At 44.6% G+C, this 18,976-nt stretch carries 20 protein-coding genes; 6 read left to right on the top strand and 14 right to left on the bottom strand.

Annotated elements, in window-relative coordinates; translation table 11 throughout:
• Positions 1-18: 18 nt before the first annotated feature.
• From AWH61_RS09195 to AWH61_RS09180, 4 genes are all read right to left on the bottom strand, one after another.
• Positions 19-1,179, bottom strand: coding sequence for a tetratricopeptide repeat protein (locus tag AWH61_RS09195; protein WP_075176882.1), 1,161 nt, complete (start codon positions 1,177-1,179; stop codon positions 19-21).
• 97 nt (positions 1,180-1,276) lie between these two features.
• On the bottom strand, positions 1,277-1,612 hold the full coding sequence (locus AWH61_RS09190; RefSeq protein ID WP_014950470.1) for a VOC family protein: 336 nt from the start codon (positions 1,610-1,612) through the stop codon (positions 1,277-1,279).
• A gap of 209 nt (positions 1,613-1,821) precedes the next feature.
• Positions 1,822-3,666 (bottom strand): DUF885 domain-containing protein, encoded by a 1,845-nt coding sequence (locus AWH61_RS09185; protein WP_039232067.1) that lies wholly within the window; start codon positions 3,664-3,666, stop codon positions 1,822-1,824.
• Positions 3,667-3,903: 237 nt separating this feature from the next.
• Positions 3,904-4,545, bottom strand: coding sequence for a glutathione S-transferase family protein (locus AWH61_RS09180; protein WP_075176881.1), 642 nt, complete (start codon positions 4,543-4,545; stop codon positions 3,904-3,906).
• Positions 4,546-4,964: 419 nt separating this feature from the next.
• On the opposite strand from AWH61_RS09180, the gene sodC reads away from it, so the two are divergent.
• The gene (sodC, locus tag AWH61_RS09175) at positions 4,965-5,510 is read left to right on the top strand and encodes a superoxide dismutase family protein (RefSeq protein ID WP_039218751.1); all 546 of its coding nucleotides are present in this window, start codon (positions 4,965-4,967) and stop codon (positions 5,508-5,510) included.
• A gap of 172 nt (positions 5,511-5,682) precedes the next feature.
• Here sodC and AWH61_RS09170 read toward each other — a convergent pair whose 3' ends face one another.
• Entirely contained in the window at positions 5,683-6,117 is a 435-nt protein-coding gene (locus AWH61_RS09170; protein WP_061486425.1) for an OsmC family protein, read from the bottom strand.
• Positions 6,118-6,546: 429 nt separating this feature from the next.
• Here AWH61_RS09170 and msrA point away from each other — a divergent pair, with 429 nt between their 5' ends.
• Positions 6,547-7,158 carry a peptide-methionine (S)-S-oxide reductase MsrA gene (gene msrA / locus AWH61_RS09165; RefSeq protein WP_014950475.1) on the top strand — a complete coding sequence of 204 codons (612 nt, stop codon included), beginning with the start codon at positions 6,547-6,549 and terminating at the stop codon, positions 7,156-7,158.
• A 28-nt stretch (positions 7,159-7,186) separates the two neighbouring features.
• Here msrA and AWH61_RS09160 read toward each other — a convergent pair whose 3' ends face one another.
• The 3 genes from AWH61_RS09160 to AWH61_RS09150 are packed head-to-tail and all read right to left on the bottom strand — an operon-like array spanning position 7,187 to position 8,728.
• Positions 7,187-7,528, bottom strand: coding sequence for an AzlD domain-containing protein (locus tag AWH61_RS09160; RefSeq protein WP_014950476.1), 342 nt, complete (start codon positions 7,526-7,528; stop codon positions 7,187-7,189).
• Complete coding sequence (locus AWH61_RS09155; RefSeq protein ID WP_014950477.1) at positions 7,518-8,240, bottom strand: AzlC family ABC transporter permease; 723 nt, start codon at positions 8,238-8,240, stop codon at positions 7,518-7,520. The genes AWH61_RS09160 and AWH61_RS09155 overlap by 11 nt, the downstream gene beginning before the upstream one ends.
• Complete coding sequence (locus tag AWH61_RS09150) at positions 8,237-8,728, bottom strand: helix-turn-helix domain-containing protein (RefSeq protein ID WP_075176880.1); 492 nt, start codon at positions 8,726-8,728, stop codon at positions 8,237-8,239. Before AWH61_RS09150 ends, AWH61_RS09155 begins: the two co-directional genes overlap by 4 nt.
• 663 nt (positions 8,729-9,391) lie before the next feature.
• On the opposite strand from AWH61_RS09150, the gene AWH61_RS09145 reads away from it, so the two are divergent.
• The gene (locus AWH61_RS09145) at positions 9,392-10,651 is read left to right on the top strand and encodes an MFS transporter (RefSeq protein ID WP_075176879.1); all 1,260 of its coding nucleotides are present in this window, start codon (positions 9,392-9,394) and stop codon (positions 10,649-10,651) included.
• A 60-nt stretch (positions 10,652-10,711) separates the two neighbouring features.
• On the opposite strand, the gene AWH61_RS09140 is transcribed toward AWH61_RS09145, so the two are convergent.
• Genes AWH61_RS09140 through AWH61_RS20025 form a run of 3 tightly spaced genes read right to left on the bottom strand, consistent with a single transcriptional unit; the run spans position 10,712 to position 12,126 of the window.
• A complete protein-coding gene (locus AWH61_RS09140; protein WP_075176878.1) occupies positions 10,712-11,065 on the bottom strand; it encodes an RNA recognition motif domain-containing protein in 354 nt (117 codons plus the stop codon).
• Positions 11,066-11,109: 44 nt separating this feature from the next.
• The gene (yaaA, locus tag AWH61_RS09135; protein WP_075176877.1) at positions 11,110-11,886 is read right to left on the bottom strand and encodes a peroxide stress protein YaaA; all 777 of its coding nucleotides are present in this window, start codon (positions 11,884-11,886) and stop codon (positions 11,110-11,112) included.
• Between the two features lie 15 nt (positions 11,887-11,901).
• Positions 11,902-12,126, bottom strand: a complete 225-nt coding sequence (locus tag AWH61_RS20025; protein WP_139308981.1) for a hypothetical protein — start codon at positions 12,124-12,126, stop codon at positions 11,902-11,904.
• A 402-nt stretch (positions 12,127-12,528) separates the two neighbouring features.
• Here AWH61_RS20025 and tal point away from each other — a divergent pair, with 402 nt between their 5' ends.
• From tal to AWH61_RS09115, 3 genes are all read left to right on the top strand, one after another.
• Positions 12,529-13,488, top strand: coding sequence for a transaldolase (tal, locus tag AWH61_RS09125; RefSeq protein WP_075176875.1), 960 nt, complete (start codon positions 12,529-12,531; stop codon positions 13,486-13,488).
• Positions 13,489-13,502: 14 nt separating this feature from the next.
• Positions 13,503-15,152: a glucose-6-phosphate isomerase gene (gene pgi / locus AWH61_RS09120; protein ID WP_075176874.1), complete on the top strand. Its 1,650-nt coding sequence runs from the start codon at positions 13,503-13,505 to the stop codon at positions 15,150-15,152.
• 362 nt (positions 15,153-15,514) lie between these two features.
• Positions 15,515-15,691, top strand: a complete 177-nt coding sequence (locus AWH61_RS09115; RefSeq protein WP_012519516.1) for a DUF3545 family protein — start codon at positions 15,515-15,517, stop codon at positions 15,689-15,691.
• Between the two features lie 259 nt (positions 15,692-15,950).
• Here the strand turns inward: AWH61_RS09115 and ung are convergent, their stop codons facing one another.
• The 3 genes from ung to thrB all read right to left on the bottom strand — a co-directional run bounded on the left by ung (position 15,951) and on the right by thrB (position 18,968).
• Positions 15,951-16,622 (bottom strand): uracil-DNA glycosylase, encoded by a 672-nt coding sequence (gene ung, locus AWH61_RS09110; RefSeq protein WP_014950484.1) that lies wholly within the window; start codon positions 16,620-16,622, stop codon positions 15,951-15,953.
• Entirely contained in the window at positions 16,622-17,905 is a 1,284-nt protein-coding gene (gene thrC / locus AWH61_RS09105; protein WP_014950485.1) for a threonine synthase, read from the bottom strand. The genes ung and thrC overlap by 1 nt, the downstream gene beginning before the upstream one ends.
• Positions 17,906-18,023: 118 nt before the next feature.
• Positions 18,024-18,968 (bottom strand): homoserine kinase, encoded by a 945-nt coding sequence (gene thrB, locus AWH61_RS09100; protein WP_014950486.1) that lies wholly within the window; start codon positions 18,966-18,968, stop codon positions 18,024-18,026.
• Positions 18,969-18,976: the final 8 nt, after the last annotated feature.

Raw genomic sequence — 18,976 nt, 5'->3', positions numbered from 1 at the left:
CACCAAGAAACCCGTGCGTTATTGGCTATTTTGAATAGCCTGTAGCTTGGCGGTGTAAAGCGCTCTGTTCTGCGAAGGCAGCGAAAGAGAGAGCGCTTTTTCCATCATACTTTCAGCTTTGATCACCTCGCCCTTTAAAAAGTAAGTTTTAGCCATAGCCGAGTAACTCTCGCCTAAATAAGGTCCTGTCGCGATGGCCTTGTTGAAAAACATTTCTGCCTCCGAAAGCTCACCTTTCGCTAAAAATGCATTCCCCAAATCTATCCATCGGTAGGGGTTGTCATCGTCTGTTTTTAAATACATGTCCCCAATTCGTGATAAGGTTTCTACGTCGCCTATTTTCTTAAGTAGCACAGCAAAATTTGATAACGTATGGACCGATTGGATATGGTTTTCAATTGCAAATTCGTAAAGTTTCCTAGCTTCTTCTTCGTAGCCGTTTGAACGGTAGAGTACCGCGAGAGAATTTAGCGTAGATGCATTCGCTGTGTTTAACTCCATTGCGCGATACAAATAACTGTAGGCTAAATCAGGGTTGTCGCTCATCACTTCAGCAGACATATTTTGGTAATACATTGAGATAAAGTCAGCCTCGGAGATATAAACTCCCCGGTCGTTACGGCTTGATGGAAAATAATCAATGATAGCTCTTCCCCGAAAAACGATGCTATCGCCTGTTTTTTCGGGTTCAGGCCCTAAAATGATGCTTCGGACATGTGTTGACGTAGTGAGAGTGTTTCCAAACCGTCGATAAAGTGGTGGGGTATGGACTTGTTGATAAACCACATCAAGGTTAACGATCTTGGCAAGCGCTGTAGTAAGCACAGCAAGCGACATACAGTTTCCGTATCGCTTGTTTAGAACATCTTGTGCTTTTAGCGTATCGCCAGCGTAACTGAAGTTCGAGACTAAGTTATCCAAATAATAAGCGAGGCGAAAATTAGGCGATACGTGTGCTTTTGTGGGCGAATTATAATAAGAAAGAAAGTGCTGCTTTTGCTGCTCAGATAACGCAAAGAGCGCACCGGGCTCTTCCACATCGATTAATGCGAATTCGCTAATCTGCCAATTGTAAGGTGCTAACTCACTCTTACTCTGGGCATCACTGCTTTTAGTGCTCTGGCACGCCACATTAGCCATCAATGCCATAGCTAGAAATAACAGTTTTGTTTTCAACATGCTTTCCCTTTCTGACTTTCCCTTAATTTAAGAGTAATTGTTCAAAAAGTGTATTACAAGTTAGCCCACAAATCGCGATTAGAAGCGCTACTTTATATTAAAACTGATCGAACATGATAGCGTTGCCATCCGGGTCTTTAACAATGAGATGCCCGGGGCCGCTATCGCCTTTCACAGGCACGTCTAAAGCGATGCCTTGTTCAACTAGATTTGCCTGAAGTGCCCTAACATCACTTGGGTTGAAGGTCATAATGTTATCTTCAAACATCCCTTCGAATAACCCTATCATGGTGGTGCCATTTTTCATCATTAACCATTTATCTTCCACCGAGCCGCATGAAGGCATGGCTTCAAAGCCCAAGGCCTCATAAAACGTCTTCGACTTGCTGATGTCTTTAACCGTTAAACTTAACGAAAATAGCCCTAACTCCACTTTATTCTCCCTTAAATTTCGTAACCATTGTTCACTTATACCAATTAATACTCTAGTGAAGCTTTTGAACAATATCACTGCCATTAGTCGCAAAAAGAAAAAAGCCAGTAATACTGAATATTACTGGCTTTACGTCAAATATCGGCGTCTTACTGCTCTTAACCTAACGCTGATTGCGCTGTAAAAAGTTTAAATAAAAATATTATTCCTTAACTTTTTTGACTAGCGATCCAGCGATCAATTTTCTGCTCAAGAATAGCAAGTGGAATGCCGCCCGTGTTTAACACTTGTGCGTGGAACTCACGGATATCGAAATCATCACCTAATGCCTTCTCCGCGCGCGCGCGCAATTCTTGAATTTTAAGCGCGCCCACTTTGTAAGATAGCGCTTGCGACGGGATCGCAATATAACGCTCTACCTCGGCAACAACTTCTGTGCGGGTCATGCCTGAGTTATCAAGCATAAAGTCGATGGCTTGTTCGCGGGTCCAACCTTTCGCGTGAATACCTGTGTCTACCACCAAACGCATGGCGCGCAACTGCTCATCTTGAAGCGTGCCATAACGATTCCATGGATCGTCAAAGAACCCCATTTCATATCCTAGCGTTTCAGAATACAGCGCCCAACCTTCACCGAAGGCTGGTAGGAAGCTAAAGCGCATGAATGAAGGTAGCGCTTCATTTTCTTGCGCTAGACTCACTTGGAAATGGTGACCTGGAGCGCCTTCGTGTAGGTACAAGGTGACGTTTCCAGTGGTTAAACGGCTAGGCAAATCGTAGGCATTAAAGTAGAAAGTACCTGGACGAGAGCCGTCTGGCGTGCCCGGCTGATATGATCCACCCGCACTGAATTGCTCGATAGCAGGGTCGTAGGGTTTGATTTCTAGCTCAGACTTCGGCAACAGTGAAAAATACTGATCAATTTTCTCATCAACTTCACGGCCAATATCGTAATAGCTCTGTGTTAGCGCTTCACGGCTTTCAGGCTTGAACTTAGGATCGGTACGTACATAGTCGAAGAATTCGTTTAATGTCCCTTCAAACTTCACTTCGTCCTTAATTTCAAGCATGTCATTTTTGATACGCTTAACTTCTTTTAAACCAAGGTTATGCAGTTCATCAGGGGTCATTGGCAGTGTGGTTGAACCTTCCACCATCAATTGATAAAGCTTTGCACCACCTTTCATATCGCTAAGGCCAATGCTTTCACGGGCAACAGGCAAATACTCATCGCGAAGGAAGTCGCGCATACGCGTGGTTGCATCGTAAATTTCTTGCGTCGCTTTCTCGTAGTCAGCGGTTAAACGGGCTTTTTCTTCGTCAGAGAAACTTTCTGGGAACATAGTAATTGGCCCCCAAAACTGTGACTCTTTAATTGGGATAGCCAGCTGAGTATCGAACTGCTTGATCACGCGATCGATTGTCAGCTTAGTTTCAAGAACACCGCTTTCCATGCCCTCGCGGAACTTTCCGATAGCGCGGTCAGAAATAGCAATGTAATCCTTATGGCGAGATAAGTTATTTTCGTAATCTTCTACTGTTTTAAATGGCGCTGCGCCCTTTCCGCTCGCGAAGGTCGGGTAGAAGGTATGGAACCCACTGAAGTGATTAACAGGACGCACTTCCGTTAGCGCTTCAATCTCGTCGGTAGACATTTTTAGCGAGCGCTCTTCGTTGTATTTAAATACGTCGTAGGCGAGTTTATCGGTGTCGCTTAACTTACTGCGGTCAATTTGTTTAAGCTCTGACAAGTTTAGCAATGTAGCTGTTTTTCCCGCTAAAGCGTGAGAGTCTGTTAAGAAGTCGCCCATTCTGTCCGCGTAACGCATGTCGCCGCGAAAAATGGCCATGATTGGGTTTAGCTCAATATCACGCTGGTCAGCGGCTGCAAATAACGCAAAAAGTTTTTCGTGCTCAGACGCTTCTTTTGACACTGAAGTACTTTTTGATGAACTCTGCACATTTGCATTGCCGTGTTCATGTGCCACAGCTGAGCTAAGGCCCAGTGCCATAGTTACTGCACTACTTACAAGTAGTGTTTTGAATGCTTTCATTTTTTGTTCCCTTGTTATTTCGCCTTTATTTTGCGGTTTGTTTTCAACAAAAAAAGGCGCTGTCGTTTTGTGTTTTTTTGATTCTATATATCGCGTGATAAACGCATTTAAACCTAATAGCGCGTACCTGACGCCAGATATCAGGCATACCGCCGATACAATGCAATTCAGCGTTTACTTAATAAGTCACAGGTTCACACGGTATCTATTCATGTAAGGTTTTTCGGACTGCACTATTTATTCAGGTAAATGAGCCATCTCTTTTCGCCACGCCCTCTCATACGCTTCACGACCTAACACACGTTGTGCGTACGCGGCTACATTGTCTGTTTTACCGTTCAAAGTAATATCTAATTTACTGCCCTTTGCCCACGCCAAAATATGACCGGCTATTATGTCGGCCATGGTAAACATGGTGCCACATACAAATTCTTTATCGCCCAGCATAGAAGAAAATACGGGCAACACGCGCTTAAACTCCCACACCGCTACATCACGCATTTGTTCAAGTCTTTGCTCTTTAGGCAACGCAAAGGTGTGCTTTGCCAAATTCCAAATCGGTTGCTCTAACTCATTGGTAAGAAACAACATCATTTCTTCATATTTGGCTCGCTCGAAGCTACCAGGCTCTGGAATGAATTCATGCATGCCGTGACGTTCAGCTAAAAAAGTGACGATAGCCGCCGATTCCGTCAAGGTACCTTCTGGCGTCGAAAGCGCTGGGATTTTAGAGGCAGGACTGATGGCTTTATATTCTTCTGACAGGTGTTGCCCTTGTTTTAAGTCAACTAAGCTGTACTCAAAAGGTAAACCTAGCTCTTCCAGTGCCCATGCCACGCGAACCGAGCGGGTTTTCGGATATCCGTAAAGTGTATACATACCTATGCCCTTGCTTATGTAATGTGAGCTAACTGTAAGTCGAATAGGAAAAAAGTGCTACTGCCATATTGTTACTGAGTTTTAACACTGTAACTTCTGTATGACAGTACCGCCTACTTATGGAGAGGCTCCATATCCAAAGACCATATAAAGAGGCTACCTTCAAAAAGAGTGAAAATAATAAGGAAAAGCCAAAAAGATAAGGTAATGGTCGGTAACTTTTTCACGTAACCAATATAATGATTTCCGTAAATGCCATTAGCTATGCGCTAACACACAACTCGGTTGTCGCTTCAACGCCCTAGTATTCCTAGTCTTGCGTAGTATCCCTGAGTTATGCGCCACAATGGTTCACTTTATGCTCATCTCACTTCAATGCTTTTAACAAATTCGTTAATAATTGAGTGAAGGAGAACACGATGAAGAAACGTTTATTATCTACCTTAGCAGGCTCACTGACATTAATGTTAAGTGCGAGCAGTTTCGCAGGCCATCATGATAGCGATGGAAAAGAAGTGATAATGAATAACCTGGAAACAGGGATGAGCATGGGCTCAGTAATGGTGAGCAGTTATGATGATGACGGTGTAGTATTTACGCCAAACCTGTCAGGGTTAACCTCGGGCATTCATGGTTTTCATGTTCATCAAAATGGTGATTGTTCACCAGCAGTGACAGATGGAAAAAAAGTGTTGGGCGGCGCAGCGGGCGGCCATTTCGATCCAGAAGATACCGGTAAACACCGTGCTCCTTGGTCTGAAAAGGGTCACGAGGGCGATCTACCCGTGCTTTATGTTGATGAAAATGGAAACGCAACCCAACCTATCTTTGCACCAGAGCTTGAGTTAGATGATATTGAAGGCCGCGCCTTAATGATTCACGCAGGTGGCGACAATTACTCTGATTCACCTAAAAAGTTAGGTGGCGGTGGTGACCGCGTAGCATGTGGCGTAATTGGGAAATAAACTAACGCCACCTCATGTTATGCAATCAACATCTTATACAAAAAAGCGGCTTCAAAAGCCGCTTTTTTATGCTTCACTTGATAAAAACAACTTGCCTGGTCTTGTCTAACAAAGCGAGTGTCTAACAAAGCGAGTCCTATCTTTCGATAAGGGTAGTATTAGCCTTTATCTCTTATTCAATATTCAATCGGTATTCCAATGTGATGTTGGCATTAAGAAGTTGAGATACTGGGCAATTTTCTTTTGCTTCCTGTGCAATTTTCTCAAACTCATCTTCGGTAATCCCTTCAACCTCAGCATCTAAGCTTAGTGCCGATTGAGTTATTTCAAAGCCGTCATCGTTTTTCTCTAAACTGATTTTTGCAGTGGTATTTAACTCGCCGTCATTGTATCCCGCATCTGAAAGCGCAAAAGAAAGTGCCATGGTGAAGCAACTCGCATGCGCCGCACCAATTAATTCCTCGGGGTTGGTTCCCTTTCCATCTTCAAACCGCGTGTTAAAACCATAAGGCTGGTTCGATAAAGCACCGGTTTGTGTAGAAATGCTTCCCTTTCCCTTTTTACCTAGCGGTTTGTAAACTGCACTACCTGATTTGACTATCGACATATCATCTTTCCTTTCATTTTAACTAAACGGTTTTCATGTAGTTGGATAAGATGCAAATGCTCTGCCGATCATAAGAAATCGCTCTATCCCTTGTTATAGCGGCTTTACAGCCCCGTCTTTTAAATGGTGGAATCAAAGACAGTTCCCTTTTTGAAAGAAGAGTACAGAGTTAGATGAAAATTTTACTTACATCCTTTTAGTCTTTTTCAGTACCTATGCTTTCGCGCAAAGCCTCAAGCTTCGCAATGTGCGCTTAGAAAAAATGTACGCTTGTAAAACAAAAATGGAATTAACTCGCTGCACCGCGATGAAATTAATTTCAGCTTAAACCGTTCTTTATTTGTTAACCGTATATCTTCGCAAACTGGGGTCTGACGAATTAAACGCGAAGGTCGCTACAACGTCAAACCAACACATAAAAGGTGAATGATGAAATTAACACTTTCTGCAGTTTTTATTAGCACAGCGTTGAGCGCTTCGGTTTTTACGCCATCAACAAGTGCCGACGAGGCCATACTAGCTGGGGGCTGCTTTTGGTGCATGGAGTCTGATTTTGAAAAGCTAGACGGGGTTACTGATGTGGTGTCGGGGTTCACTGGCGGAAGCGCGCCAAATCCGACTTATAATGGCAATCACAAGGGACACTTTGAGGCGGTAAAGATCACCTACGACGGCGATATGCTTTCTTATAATGATATTCTCGATCATTTTTGGGTGAACATTGACCCTTTCGATGACCGAGGTCAGTTTTGTGATAAGGGACCCAGTTACTTAAGCGCCATCTTTGTAGCAAACGATAAAGAACGTGCTATAGCAGAAAAAACAAAAGCTGACGTGGTAGCCCAATTTCCCAATAAAAAGGTGGTAACGCCCATACTCGATGCTTCTACCTTTTATCCGATAAAAGGCGACGAAATTGGCCATCAAGATTTTTATAAAAAAAGTCCCGTTCGCTATAAGTTCTACCGATGGAACTGTGGGCGTGACCAGCGCTTGGAAGAAATTTGGGGCGAGAAAGCCTTGGGTAAGAATAAGTCTTAGCCCAGCAACTTAACATCTACGCCCAACGCTAAACCAAAGCGATACCAAAAGCCACACCAAAAGAAAGCACGCCGCAAAACACGGGCAGCCCTAAGCTTTTGAATTTGCGCCAAACAAGCACAGTGACAACAGTGCCTATTGCGGTTGCAATCCAACTCGCCGCTGACGGTGCTTTTGGAATAAGTGACGCTCCTAGCATAGCGGCAATCATTAACGGCCCTAACACGCTTAGCCACGTAGGTAAACGCGCCTCAGTGTTATTGGCCTTGTGTTTATTAAAGTGACGCTGAGTCCACAGCAACGGTACTACGCGCAATGCATATGTTCCGATGGCCGCTACAACAATAGCTATCCAAATATCAACGTGCATGAGATTGCTTCCTTTCAACGTGCGAGGTGAGAAGATAAAAGGTTATCGCACCGCATAGTGCTGCCAGTGGAATTGCAGCGTTTTTAAAGGCGCTGAGAGCCAAAAAGAGAGCCGCCGTCATAGTAACGAGCAAGGTAGCGCTCCACAGTTTACTTGAGAATTTAGGCGCGAGTAGCACTAGGAAAAGTGCAGGTAAAGCAAAGGGCATCACGCTGTCTAATATTGGCCATTGTTGGGTAAGGGAGTCCCCTGCGATACCGCCAAGCGCTGTCCCTACGATCCAACTAAGCCACGCCACCATCGATACACCTTTAAACCAATCTACCTTTTTAGCATCGTCCATTAGCGGCAAGCGAGTATGGGCTAGCGCAAAAATCTGGTCAGTAAGGCCGTGCATTAAATAGGGCCAAGCTTTACTTTGCGGTAAATACGGCACCAAGTTGGGCGCATAAACCACATGACGCACATTAACTAATAACGTCATACAAACCGCTAGCCAAAGTGGCGCACCTGATGCCACCATGGCTACCAAAAGAAACTGAGACGCGCCTGCGTAAATAAATATAGAAATTAGCGTGGCTTCCAGCGTAGAAAACCCGGCTTGAACTGCGATCACGCCAAATGAAATAGCTACAGGAATATAACCACCTAACAAAGGTAACCCGTCAATAACCCCTTGCTTAAGTCCGCTTTTTGATGAAAGTTGGCTCATTCCTTTGCCTCTTTATGATAAACGATTGTGATAAGACATGTCGCCCACTCGTCTCGCGTTTTGTATACGTGAGGCAAATCAGCGTTAAATGCTAGACATTGACCCGGATGCAGCCATTGAGTATTTCCACTATTCCCAGCTTCTAGAGAGCCGCTAACAACGGTAATCGTTTCTTCTGTTCCTGTGGCGTGAGCTTCTGCCTCTCGAAAAGTATTGGGTGCAACCGACATCCAATAAGCATCAACGTTCGGGATACCTTGTCCTTGCTCAATTAAACGAACTTCTACCCCCTTTTCTCCAACGCTTGCGCTAAGAGGCTGAACTAGCTGACCGAACGGAACGTCTAGTTGCTTAGCTAACCGCCAAATGGTGTCTAGCGTCGGGTTGCCGTTGCCCTGCTCTAATCTTGAAAGGTTAGATTTAGCGATACCTGCCCCTGCTGCCAATTGCGACAGCGAGACACCTTTGTCTTGCCTGAGTTTCTGCAAATGCCTTCCGAGGATGTTGAGCGTTGATTGATTCACACCTTACCAACTTAATGTCGTTCCATTTAAAGAACGTTCTATATATAGAACACCTCAAAGTCAAGAAGTTTGTTTTAAATGGGGGTATGGATACGGCGTTGTGCTCACGCCACAACTGGAAAACGTGACAAATGTTAAAAGATGACAAAGGGATGAACTAAAAGGTAATCAATATTTGTGCACAGAAAACAGTCACCTTCGCTTTTTATAAACGCCCATTCGACTTTCTAACGCAAAAGGTCCGACGTAATTTATTAACAAAAGCACTACATTTAAATCGCTGAATTGATTAAGAAACCTTATCAGTTACCGTTACTTGCTATCTGAGCGATGCTACGATCTCTTGCATTAAACGAATACGAAAAGCACGAACCTGTGGGCTGTTGATCATTGCTAAATATTACCGACGGTTGCTAAATATTATCTATGATAAGGGCGACTATTCGAAGAGAGCCGGCAAACATTCCGTTGAGCCGGTTTTTGCGTTTCATCAAAGCGCTAGTCTGCTGAGAGTCTTTTATCTTTGATGACACACAGACATTGTAAAAATGCACAGCAAAGCTCAACAGACCCTCGCTAAAACAGCCACTAAGTACGTGATTGAACTCAATGAACAAAAGGACGTTTATGACGAATCAAACTGACAAGATTCTTTCTGACCAAGCCTCTTCAAAGCAGGCCTATTCAGAGCAGCACTCAGCGTTGGGTGAATACTCACTGGCCACTATAACCTTTTGGCTGGCTTTCGGAACCTTTGTGATTGGTTGCAGTGAATTTGCGGCAATGGGTTTATTACCTTACTTTGCAGAAGATTTTGGCATTACTGAAAATGTCGCTGGTCACGCAATTAGTGCTTATGCCATTGGTGTTGTAGTGGGCGCGCCGCTTATCACTATCTTTTTTTCCAGGCTTGCAAGACGCACCATGCTTATTTCCATGATGGTATTTTATGCTGGCGGAAACTTGCTAACAGCACTAGCGTGGTCAGAATGGACAATGAACATAGCGCGCTTTATTGCTGGCCTACCTCATGGCGCTTACTTCGGCATTGCCATGCTCTTTGCTGCAGACATTGCCGGTAAGAATAAACGGGCGCAAGCGGTCAGTAACGTCATTTTAGGCTTGGCTATTGCCAATATTATTGGTGTGCCGTCAATTAGCGGTATTGGGCAAATGTTCGGATGGCGAACTGGCTTCTTTATTATTTCAGCCTTTGCGTTAATTACTGCATTAATGGTTTGGAAAACCGCACCGTACCGCGGCCCTAATCCAGATGCCAAACCGCTAACCGAGCTTAAAGCTCTGAAAAACAAAGACGTGCTGCTGGTACTACTTATGGGCGCGATTGGCTTTGGTGGCATGTTCTCCGTGTATTCTTACTTCAGTGCCTCTTACCTCAATACAACCTCTTCACCTGAGTGGGGAATCTCGGCCACATTGCTTATCTATGGCATAGGCGTAACCTTGGGCAATATTATTGCAGGCCGCTATTCTGAAGGCAGGCTACTGACGTCAGCGATTACGTTTCAGGTTTTATTGGGCCTATCAGCTGCAGCTTACGCTGCGTCGATGGGGAATCCATACTTAATGGCAGCATCACTGTTTTTCATTGGTATCGGTGGTGGCATGGTGGTGCCGCTGCAAACAAGGCTTATGGATGTCGCTGGCGAGGCTCAGACTTTAGCCGGCGCCATGAACCATGCGGCTTTTAACACCGCTAATGCACTTGGCCCTTGGTTGGCAGGAATGACACTGTCAGCGGGTTATGGCTATACATCAACGGGTTGGGTAGGCCTAGCGCTTGCCGGTGGTGGTGTACTGGTGTGGCTGGCCATTGTTATGACTGCTCGCAATACTCAAGTACAAACAGCAACCGTATCTGGTTAAATGAAGGTTTAGCGCTGACAACCTTCGTTGTCAGCGCTTGTTAGTTGTATCCCCTCGGTATTACTCGGCGTCGTTTTCACGCTCAGAGTTATTGCGAGAAGAACTTCCCCATACATCTTCGGGAATGTCTCTTTTGGGCGCTGGCGCACTAGCTATCGCTTCAGCCTGCTTCTTCTCTTGATTTGACCACTTAACACGAATTTTCTTACCGTCGATAACTTTGGCGTTAAGTTTTTCAATGGCTTTATCGGTTTCTTCTTGCGTGCTCATTTCTACGAAACCAAAGCCTTTCGATAAGCCAGAAGCCTCATCCATCACCAAGTCGCACGACGCTATGGTGCCAAACTCGAAAAACAAGTCTTCAAGATTCTCCTGAGTAAATGTTTTAGGTAAATTGCGAACTAATATGCTCAAATTTATGTCCTACTTTTAAGGTGATTATGGATGAACGGGTGTTATTAACTTTCTTGGTTACGCAGAAACACAAGTTCCGTTGATGAACTTTGTTCTTCGTTAAACACATAGCCATCTACGTCGAAGTTTTTCAGACCTTCTACGTCTTCTACACGGTTTTCAAGAATATAACGCGCCATTAAACCACGGGCTTTCTTCGCGAAGAAACTGATAATTTTATACTGACCATTCTTGCAGTCTTTAAATGTTGGCGTAATGATCATGCCATCTAAAGATTTTTTCTTCACTGCTTTAAAGTACTCATTTGAAGCAAGGTTGATCAACACATTGTCACCCTGTTCTTCTAATGCCTTATTTAGCATATAAGTAATGCGATCATCCCAAAACGCATACAGGTCTTTACCTTCAGGGTTTGCTAATTTAGTGCCCATTTCTAAACGATAGGCCTGCATTAAGTCTAGAGGACGAAGCAATCCGTATAGGCCAGACAAAATTCGAAGATGTTTTTGCGCATATTCTACCGTTTCGCTATCAAGCGAGTAAGCATCTAACCCAGTATACACATCACCATTAAACGCATACATTGCTTGGCGTGCATTATCGGGCGAAAATGGCGTAGAAAACTCAGCAAAACGGTTGGCGTTCAACGTTGCTAACTTGTCGCTTATCTTCATCAGCGATGATAAGTCAGCAGGCGATAAGGTGCGGCAAACTTCCATCAAACGTTCAGTGTCTTCAAGCATGGCAGGCTGAGTGAACTGGCTCACAGGAATTTCGCTTTCAAAATCTAAATTTTTTGCTGGGGATACTACAACTAACATTTCGACTCCTTAGGTTTAATACCAATCCGCATAGATCATTGCCGACTCAGAAGGCTCTGGCAAGTTTCCTAGCAAAGCGTGGGAATGCAGGAATGGCTGTTCCCTTTCAAATTCCCAGAATGAAGCTAGGAAGCTTGCCAGACCTTCCCGAAGGGCGAGTTTAAAATGCCCGTACTCTTTGTTGTGCCACCTTAATGTAGAACCACTATACCTGCGGTGACACGCCGCGATTACGAGCATTTTAACTCTCGCTGAGTGGGTAATGATCTATGCGGAATGGTATTACACTGGTATTGTACCACCTGATACGCTTCAAAAAGCAAAATGGCATAAGAAAGACGTAAATTGGCTTAACAGAGAAATCCGATTAGCCATTTTGTCGCTATTCAATGTATGAATTGTCACACGGGTTTGATATAAATAGCGTTACAAATAATTATTCAAACAATAATTGAGATACACCCTCCGTGAACGTACCTCAATTACCAAAGCGCTGCATGTACCAGTACTTGTTAAAGAACTAAGAACTGGTAAAAAAGAACGCAAGCGCGAAGCCCTACACACGCGCAAGCGAACCGTTTTATTCAACTGGCTTTTCCAGCGAGTTGTCCAAATTTATTTTGATAAAGAACAGAGAGAATTATGAGCAATCAGTTAGCTTCATTACGTGATATCACTACCGTTGTTGCCGACACGGGCGACATCGATGCCATTAAAAAGTATCAACCAGTCGATGCCACAACTAACCCGTCGCTACTTTTAAAAGCGGCTGGTCTTCCTCAATATGCAAGCCTAATTGATGATGCTGTAGCATGGGCAAAACTTCAGTCAAACGACGCTGACCAGCAGCTTACCGATGCAGCAGACAAACTAGCGGTAGCCATTGGTAAAGAAATCTCTGCAACTATTCCAGGCCGAATCTCAACTGAAGTAGACGCACGCCTTTCGTTCGACACTGCCGCCACTTTCGAAAAAGCGGAACGTTTGGTTCAGCTATATGAAGACGCGGGTATCGATAAGTCACGCATTCTTATTAAAATTGCCTCTACTTGGGAAGGTATTCAGGCAGCAGAAGAGCTAGAGAAGAAAGGCATTCAGTGTAACTTAACGCTTCTATTTAGCTTCGCCCAAGCACAAGCTTGTGCAGAGGCCGGTGTTTATCTTATCTCTCCATTCGTAGGGCGCATTTTAGACTGGTACAAAAAAGCGACCGGTACTGAGTCTTACGCACCAGATGAAGATCCAGGCGTAGTATCTGTAACTAAAATTTATAACTACTACAAAGACCACGGCTACAATACCGTAGTGATGGGCGCAAGCTTCCGTAACATTGGTGAAATTCAAGCGTTGGCAGGTTGTGATCGTCTAACCATTAGCCCAGCACTGCTAGAAGAACTGGCAAACGAGCCTGGCGATCTAGAGGTTAAACTTAAAGACAATGGCGCTACAAAAACACCAGGTGACCGCTTAACAGAAAGCGAATTCCGCTGGGCAATGAACGAAGATGCAATGGCAACCGAAAAGCTGTCTGAAGGCATCCGCAACTTCGCCGCAGATCAGGAAAAACTTGAAACCATGCTTCGCGAAAAACTAAGCGCGTAAGGGCTATTGAAACAATGAGTGTTTTAACTTCTCTCCCTGAATGGAAAAAGCTGTCTGAACTTGCTGCAACGGTAAAAGATGCGCACATGCGCGACTGGTTTGCACAAGATGCAAATCGCGCAGATAAAATGCAGCTTGAAGCCTGCGGCATTTTTCTTGATTACTCCAAAAACCGTGTAAATGAAGACGCGCTTAAAGGGCTTTTCGACCTTGCCCGAGCGTGCAAACTAGAAACCCTTCGCGACGCGATGTTTTCTGGTGAGCAGATTAACTCAACAGAAGGTCGCGCTGTGCTTCACACCGCACTTCGTAATTTCTCAGACCGTAAAGTACTGGTAGATGGCGAAGACGTAATGCCTGAAGTGCATGCTACGCTTGCAAAAATTGAAGCGTTTACTGCATCGGTTCACAGCGGTGAACACAAAGGTTATACCGGCAAGCCTATCAAGCACATTGTGGCAATTGGTATTGGTGGTTCGTTCCTTGGTCCTAAGATTATGACCGAGGCACTTAAGCCGCATACAGTCGATGCTGTAAAGGTTCACTTTGTTGCCAATGTTGACGGTTGCCACATTCACGATGTGCTATCTGGCGTAGATTTTGAAGAAACTTTGGTGGTCATGTCATCAAAGTCGTTCTCTACCCAAGAGACGCTTCAAAATACACTTACAGCTAAAGACTGGTTCTTAAAGTCTGGCGGTACACAAGAAGATATTGCTAAACACTTTGTAGCCGTGTCTTCAAACGTTAAAGCAGCCACCGAGTTTGGTATTAGCGCCGACAATATTTTCCCTATGTGGGATTGGGTTGGCGGTCGTTACTCACTGTGGTCTGCCATTGGCCTGCCTATCTCGCTAGCCCTTGGGTTTGAAAACTTCAAAGGCTTACTTGAAGGTGCATTTGGCATGGACACCCATTTCACAACCGCACCGCTAGAAGAAAACATGCCTGTTCTACTTGCACTGTTAGGTGTGTGGTACAGAAACTTCTTCGACGCGCAATCACACGTTTTATTACCTTACTATCACTATCTTCGCGGCTTACCAGCTTACGTACAGCAGTTAGATATGGAAAGTAATGGTAAAGAAGTGACGCAAGAAGGTGAGCACGTAGATTACCCTACTGGCCCAATTATTTGGGGCAGTGAAGGTACAAACGGCCAGCATAGCTTCCATCAGCTTATTCACCAAGGTTCTGGCGTTATCCCAGCAGACTTCATGTTGCCACTTAACGTTCCTAACCAGGACGACACGCATCACGCTATGCTTGCGTCTAACTGTTTTGGTCAAACACAGGCACTAATGCAGGGTAAAACCTTTGAAGAGTGTTATGCAGACCTTGACGGTAAAGGCCTAGACGACGCTGAACGCAAACGCTTGGCCGCTCATAAAACCATGCCTGGCAACAAGCCTAGCAATACTTTCTTGTTTGATAGCCTTACGCCTAAAACACTTGGCGCGCTGGTTGCAATGTATGAACATAAGGTATTCGTTCAGGGTGTTATCTGGAACCTTAACTCATTCGACCAATGGGGCGTTGAGTTAGGTAAAGTACTAGGAAACCAAGTACTTGCAGGCATTCAAGGCGAGGCAGACAAAGATAATTTCGATGCTTCAACACAACAATTGATTGCCAAATTCAGAGCAGCGAATGCACCAAAATAAGGAATGCGAGGTGATTTAAAATCACCCAATTGGTGCAAATAACAAACTGAACGGCTAGCTTTTTCGAAAGCTAGCCGTTTTTTGTTGCGGTTTTCATCAACAATACGACAGACATTTTTGATATCCGTAACACTGTACAATTGATTACTAACAAAACAAATAGGATCAATTACATACAGTTATTGTTCACGCTTTAAACACACTGGACATTTCCTTACCGTTGTCATCATATCGTCACAATTTGTTAATAAAAGGTAAATTAAACTATTTTATTTTAGTGGCGGCTGTGATACAAAATTGTACAGAGGGAATTAAAAACAAAAACTCTGTATTAGTTGTAGTGGTATAAAAAGGAGATCCCAGTGGATAAATCAGATCTATTTGCCATGTTAGACATCGAAGCAAGCCCAGCAAAAACCAAAAGCAAAAAACGTAAGTGGAGAGAAATCGAAGCGCTACAAGATCGCTACAAATTAGAAAAAGAACTGGCCGAACTCGACTGTGGTTTCGAGTACGAGCTAGAGACACTGGAAAGATAAAACGAAGGCCGCCTGTTAAACAGGCGGCCTTTTTACTTTCTAGCGTGCTGTAAATGCTTCACTTGCAAGCATGGTGTCTCTTCGCTGGCTCTATGTAATAGCGTAATAGCTAAGGAATATGCTCTGTGCCTAATTGCGGCCAGACCGCATAACATGGTCTCATAGCTATTTAGGCATTTATCTAGTGAGCTAGCTATTGATAGGGCGCTGAATGGGGCAATCACACTTGCTGTGTGGCTAGCTGCTGTTTCTGCCAGTACTATACCTGCCAATTAATGGGTTCTTTGCCCTTAGCAATAAGGTATTCGTTTGTTTGGCTGAAGTGTTTGCAACCTAAAAAGCCTCTGTGTGCTGAGAGTGGCGACGGATGAGGCGCATGTAAAACGTGGTGTTTTTCACGGTTAATGTGCTTACCTTTCTTTTGCGCATGGCTACCCCACAGAAGAAACACAACGTTTTGGCAGTGCTCATTGACCACATCGATAACCTTATCGGTGAAGGTTTCCCATCCCCATTTCGCGTGGCTATGTGCTTTGCCCTGCTCAACGGTCAATACAGTATTAAGTAGCAATACCCCTTGCTCCGCCCACGACGTCAGCGTGCCGTGGTTGGGCTCGGTGAAACCCTCAATATCAGACAACAGCTCTTTGTACATATTTTTAAGCGATGGCGGTGTTTTAACGCCAGCTTTTACTGAAAAACAAAGTCCATGGGCTTGATTAGGGCCGTGGTACGGATCTTGACCTAAGATCACGACTTTTACTTCGTCTAGCGGCGTGTATTTAAGCGCATTGAATACGTCAGACTGAGGCGGGTAGATAACGCTTCCCGCTTCACGAGCGTGCTTCACGCGCTCAAGCAACGTAACAAAATAGTCTTTTTGCTTTTCATCACCAAGCGCGCTTTGCCATGTTGTAGCCGAGGGTGTCATTACTTAAGCAAATCCATCATATGCTGCTTAAGTGCATCATAAGACGCTGGCAAGTCTACCGCTAAGCTGTCTTCGCCTGCTACATCGGCCAACGCTTTCGGTAAGCTGATTGGATTACCTAGCACGTTTTCAACGGTTTCTCTGAACTTAGCCGGGTGCGCTGTTCCTAAGAACAAACCAATTTCGCCGTCTTCTAAGTCATGACTTACTGCGCGATAGGCAATCGCGGCATGTGGCTCGCTGGTATAGCCTTGTTGCGCTAATTGACGCATAGCAAGCTGCGTATATTCTTCGTCAACCATCTCACCTTTAAGACACGCTTTGTCGATATAGCCACGCTCAATAAGCGCCTCTATTCGCGGCCAGTTATTAGGCTGACTCACATCCATTGCGTTAGACATGGTCGCAACCGTCGCCTTAGGTTCCCACTCGCCGGTTTTAAGGTAGCGAGGTACCGTGTCGTTTAAGTTAGTTGCTGCGATAAAACGCTTTATAGGTAAACCTAACGATTTAGCAATCATGCCAGCCGTGAGGTTACCAAAGTTACCGCTAGGTACTGAAATAACGAGTTGGTCTCGTTTCTCTTTTGGCAACTGACTTACTGCTTCAAAGTAATAGCAAACCTGCGCTAGTAAACGGCTGATGTTGATTGAGTTTGCTGAGTTCAGGTGAAGGCCTTCACGTACGTCAGGGTCGTCAAACGCGGTTTTTACTAGTGATTGGCATGCGTCAAAGTCTGACTCAACAGCAACGGTATGAATATTACCGCCTAGCGTAGTGAATAGCTTTTCCTGCAGCGAGCTAATCTTGCCCTTTGGAAACAAAATAACCACGTTGATATTGTCGATGCCGTGAAATGCATGTGCAACCGCTGCGCCGGTATCACCTGAAGTCGCTGTTAGAATGGTAACTGGCTTCCCTTCACTAATACGCGATAGGGTTTGCGCCATAAAGCGGCCGCCAAAATCTTTAAACGCTAGTGTTGGGCCATGGAAAAGCTCTAAGCAGTATACGTTATCGTTGACCTGCTCAACTGGTGCACCAAAAGCAAATGCGGTCTGAACAATTTCTTCTAGCTCGCCATTATTCAGCTCATCGCCGATAAGGGCGCGAAGTACTTCAATACTGCGCTCTACAAATGGCTTTTCCAACAATTCGTCAATATTGTCTAGGGTAGGAATATGCTCTGGAAAATAAAGCCCTTGGTTTTTACCTAAGCCCCGCTTAACGGCTTCAGCAAAATTTGCTGTGTCCGATGAATCTTTTAAATTTACCAATTCCACTTGCTGTTACCTTTTTATGTGGGCAAGTACTCTGCCCTTTTAATCTTTTAAAAAATAATTGTGCTTTTAGGAAATCATTTGCCTTTAAGAAACCATATACCTTAAAAAGCTATGTACCTTAAGAAACAATGGTGCCTTGGCTTGGTATTTGGCACACATGGCTAAAGCCATCTTCATTTTGAATGTAGTTCTCTGTTAAATAGGCGGCGACTTTTTCCGCCTGCGCTTTACTTGGACACACGGCAAAAACCGTAGGTCCCGAGCCAGAAATACCAAAAGCGAGCGCACCCGCTTGCTCACTAAACGCACGAGCGTCATCAAAGCCAGGCAGTAGCGATTTTCTGTAAGGTTCGGCTATGACATCGTTCATTACCGATGCTGCCAAATCAAAGTTACCTACATGTAAGGCGTGTACAAACACACCTAGCTGTCGACCAAAGGTTAGTGCCGTCGCCATTTCCACCTGTTTAGGCAAGATATCGCGAGCAGCCGCCGTTGATACGCTAATGCCTGAATAACAAACGGCATAGTACCATTCGTCGTTTAACGGCAACGACAGCGTGACAGGCGCATCGCTACCTGTCATTAACGTCATACCACCTAAGTAACAGGGAGCAACATTATCATAGTGAATACTACCGCTTATTTGGCCTTCTAATTCGCCCATCATTATAAGCAGAGTATCTTCATCGAACGGGGTGTCGAAGTAAGCATTTAACGCTGCAAACGCTGCCACAATAGAGCTTGCGCTTGAACCCAACCCGCTGCCTATTGGAAGGTTTTTATGAAGCGTAAGCGCAACAGGAGAGGTTGTTTTTCCAGCCTTTTCCATTTGCTCACAGAAATAGTGATAGCACTTAGTTACAATATTACTGTCTGCATCGCCCGGGAGTTTGTGAGCGAAGCGTCCCACCGTTTCTAATGAAAATGACTCAGCCGCCTTTATTTCAACTTCATCACCTAGCTTAGTGCCATCAACGGGCGCAAGCGCTGCGCCCAGTACGTCAAAGCCTAAGCTCACATTTCCTATTGATGCCGGCGCGAAGGCCGTAAATGCTTTCATATTATTAC

The organism is Alteromonas sp. W12 (assembly GCF_001924945.1).
GTDB classification, from domain to species: domain Bacteria; phylum Pseudomonadota; class Gammaproteobacteria; order Enterobacterales; family Alteromonadaceae; genus Alteromonas; species Alteromonas macleodii.
The sequence above is the reverse complement of the archived record's forward strand: the minus strand, read 5'-3'. Positions and strand labels throughout refer to the sequence as shown.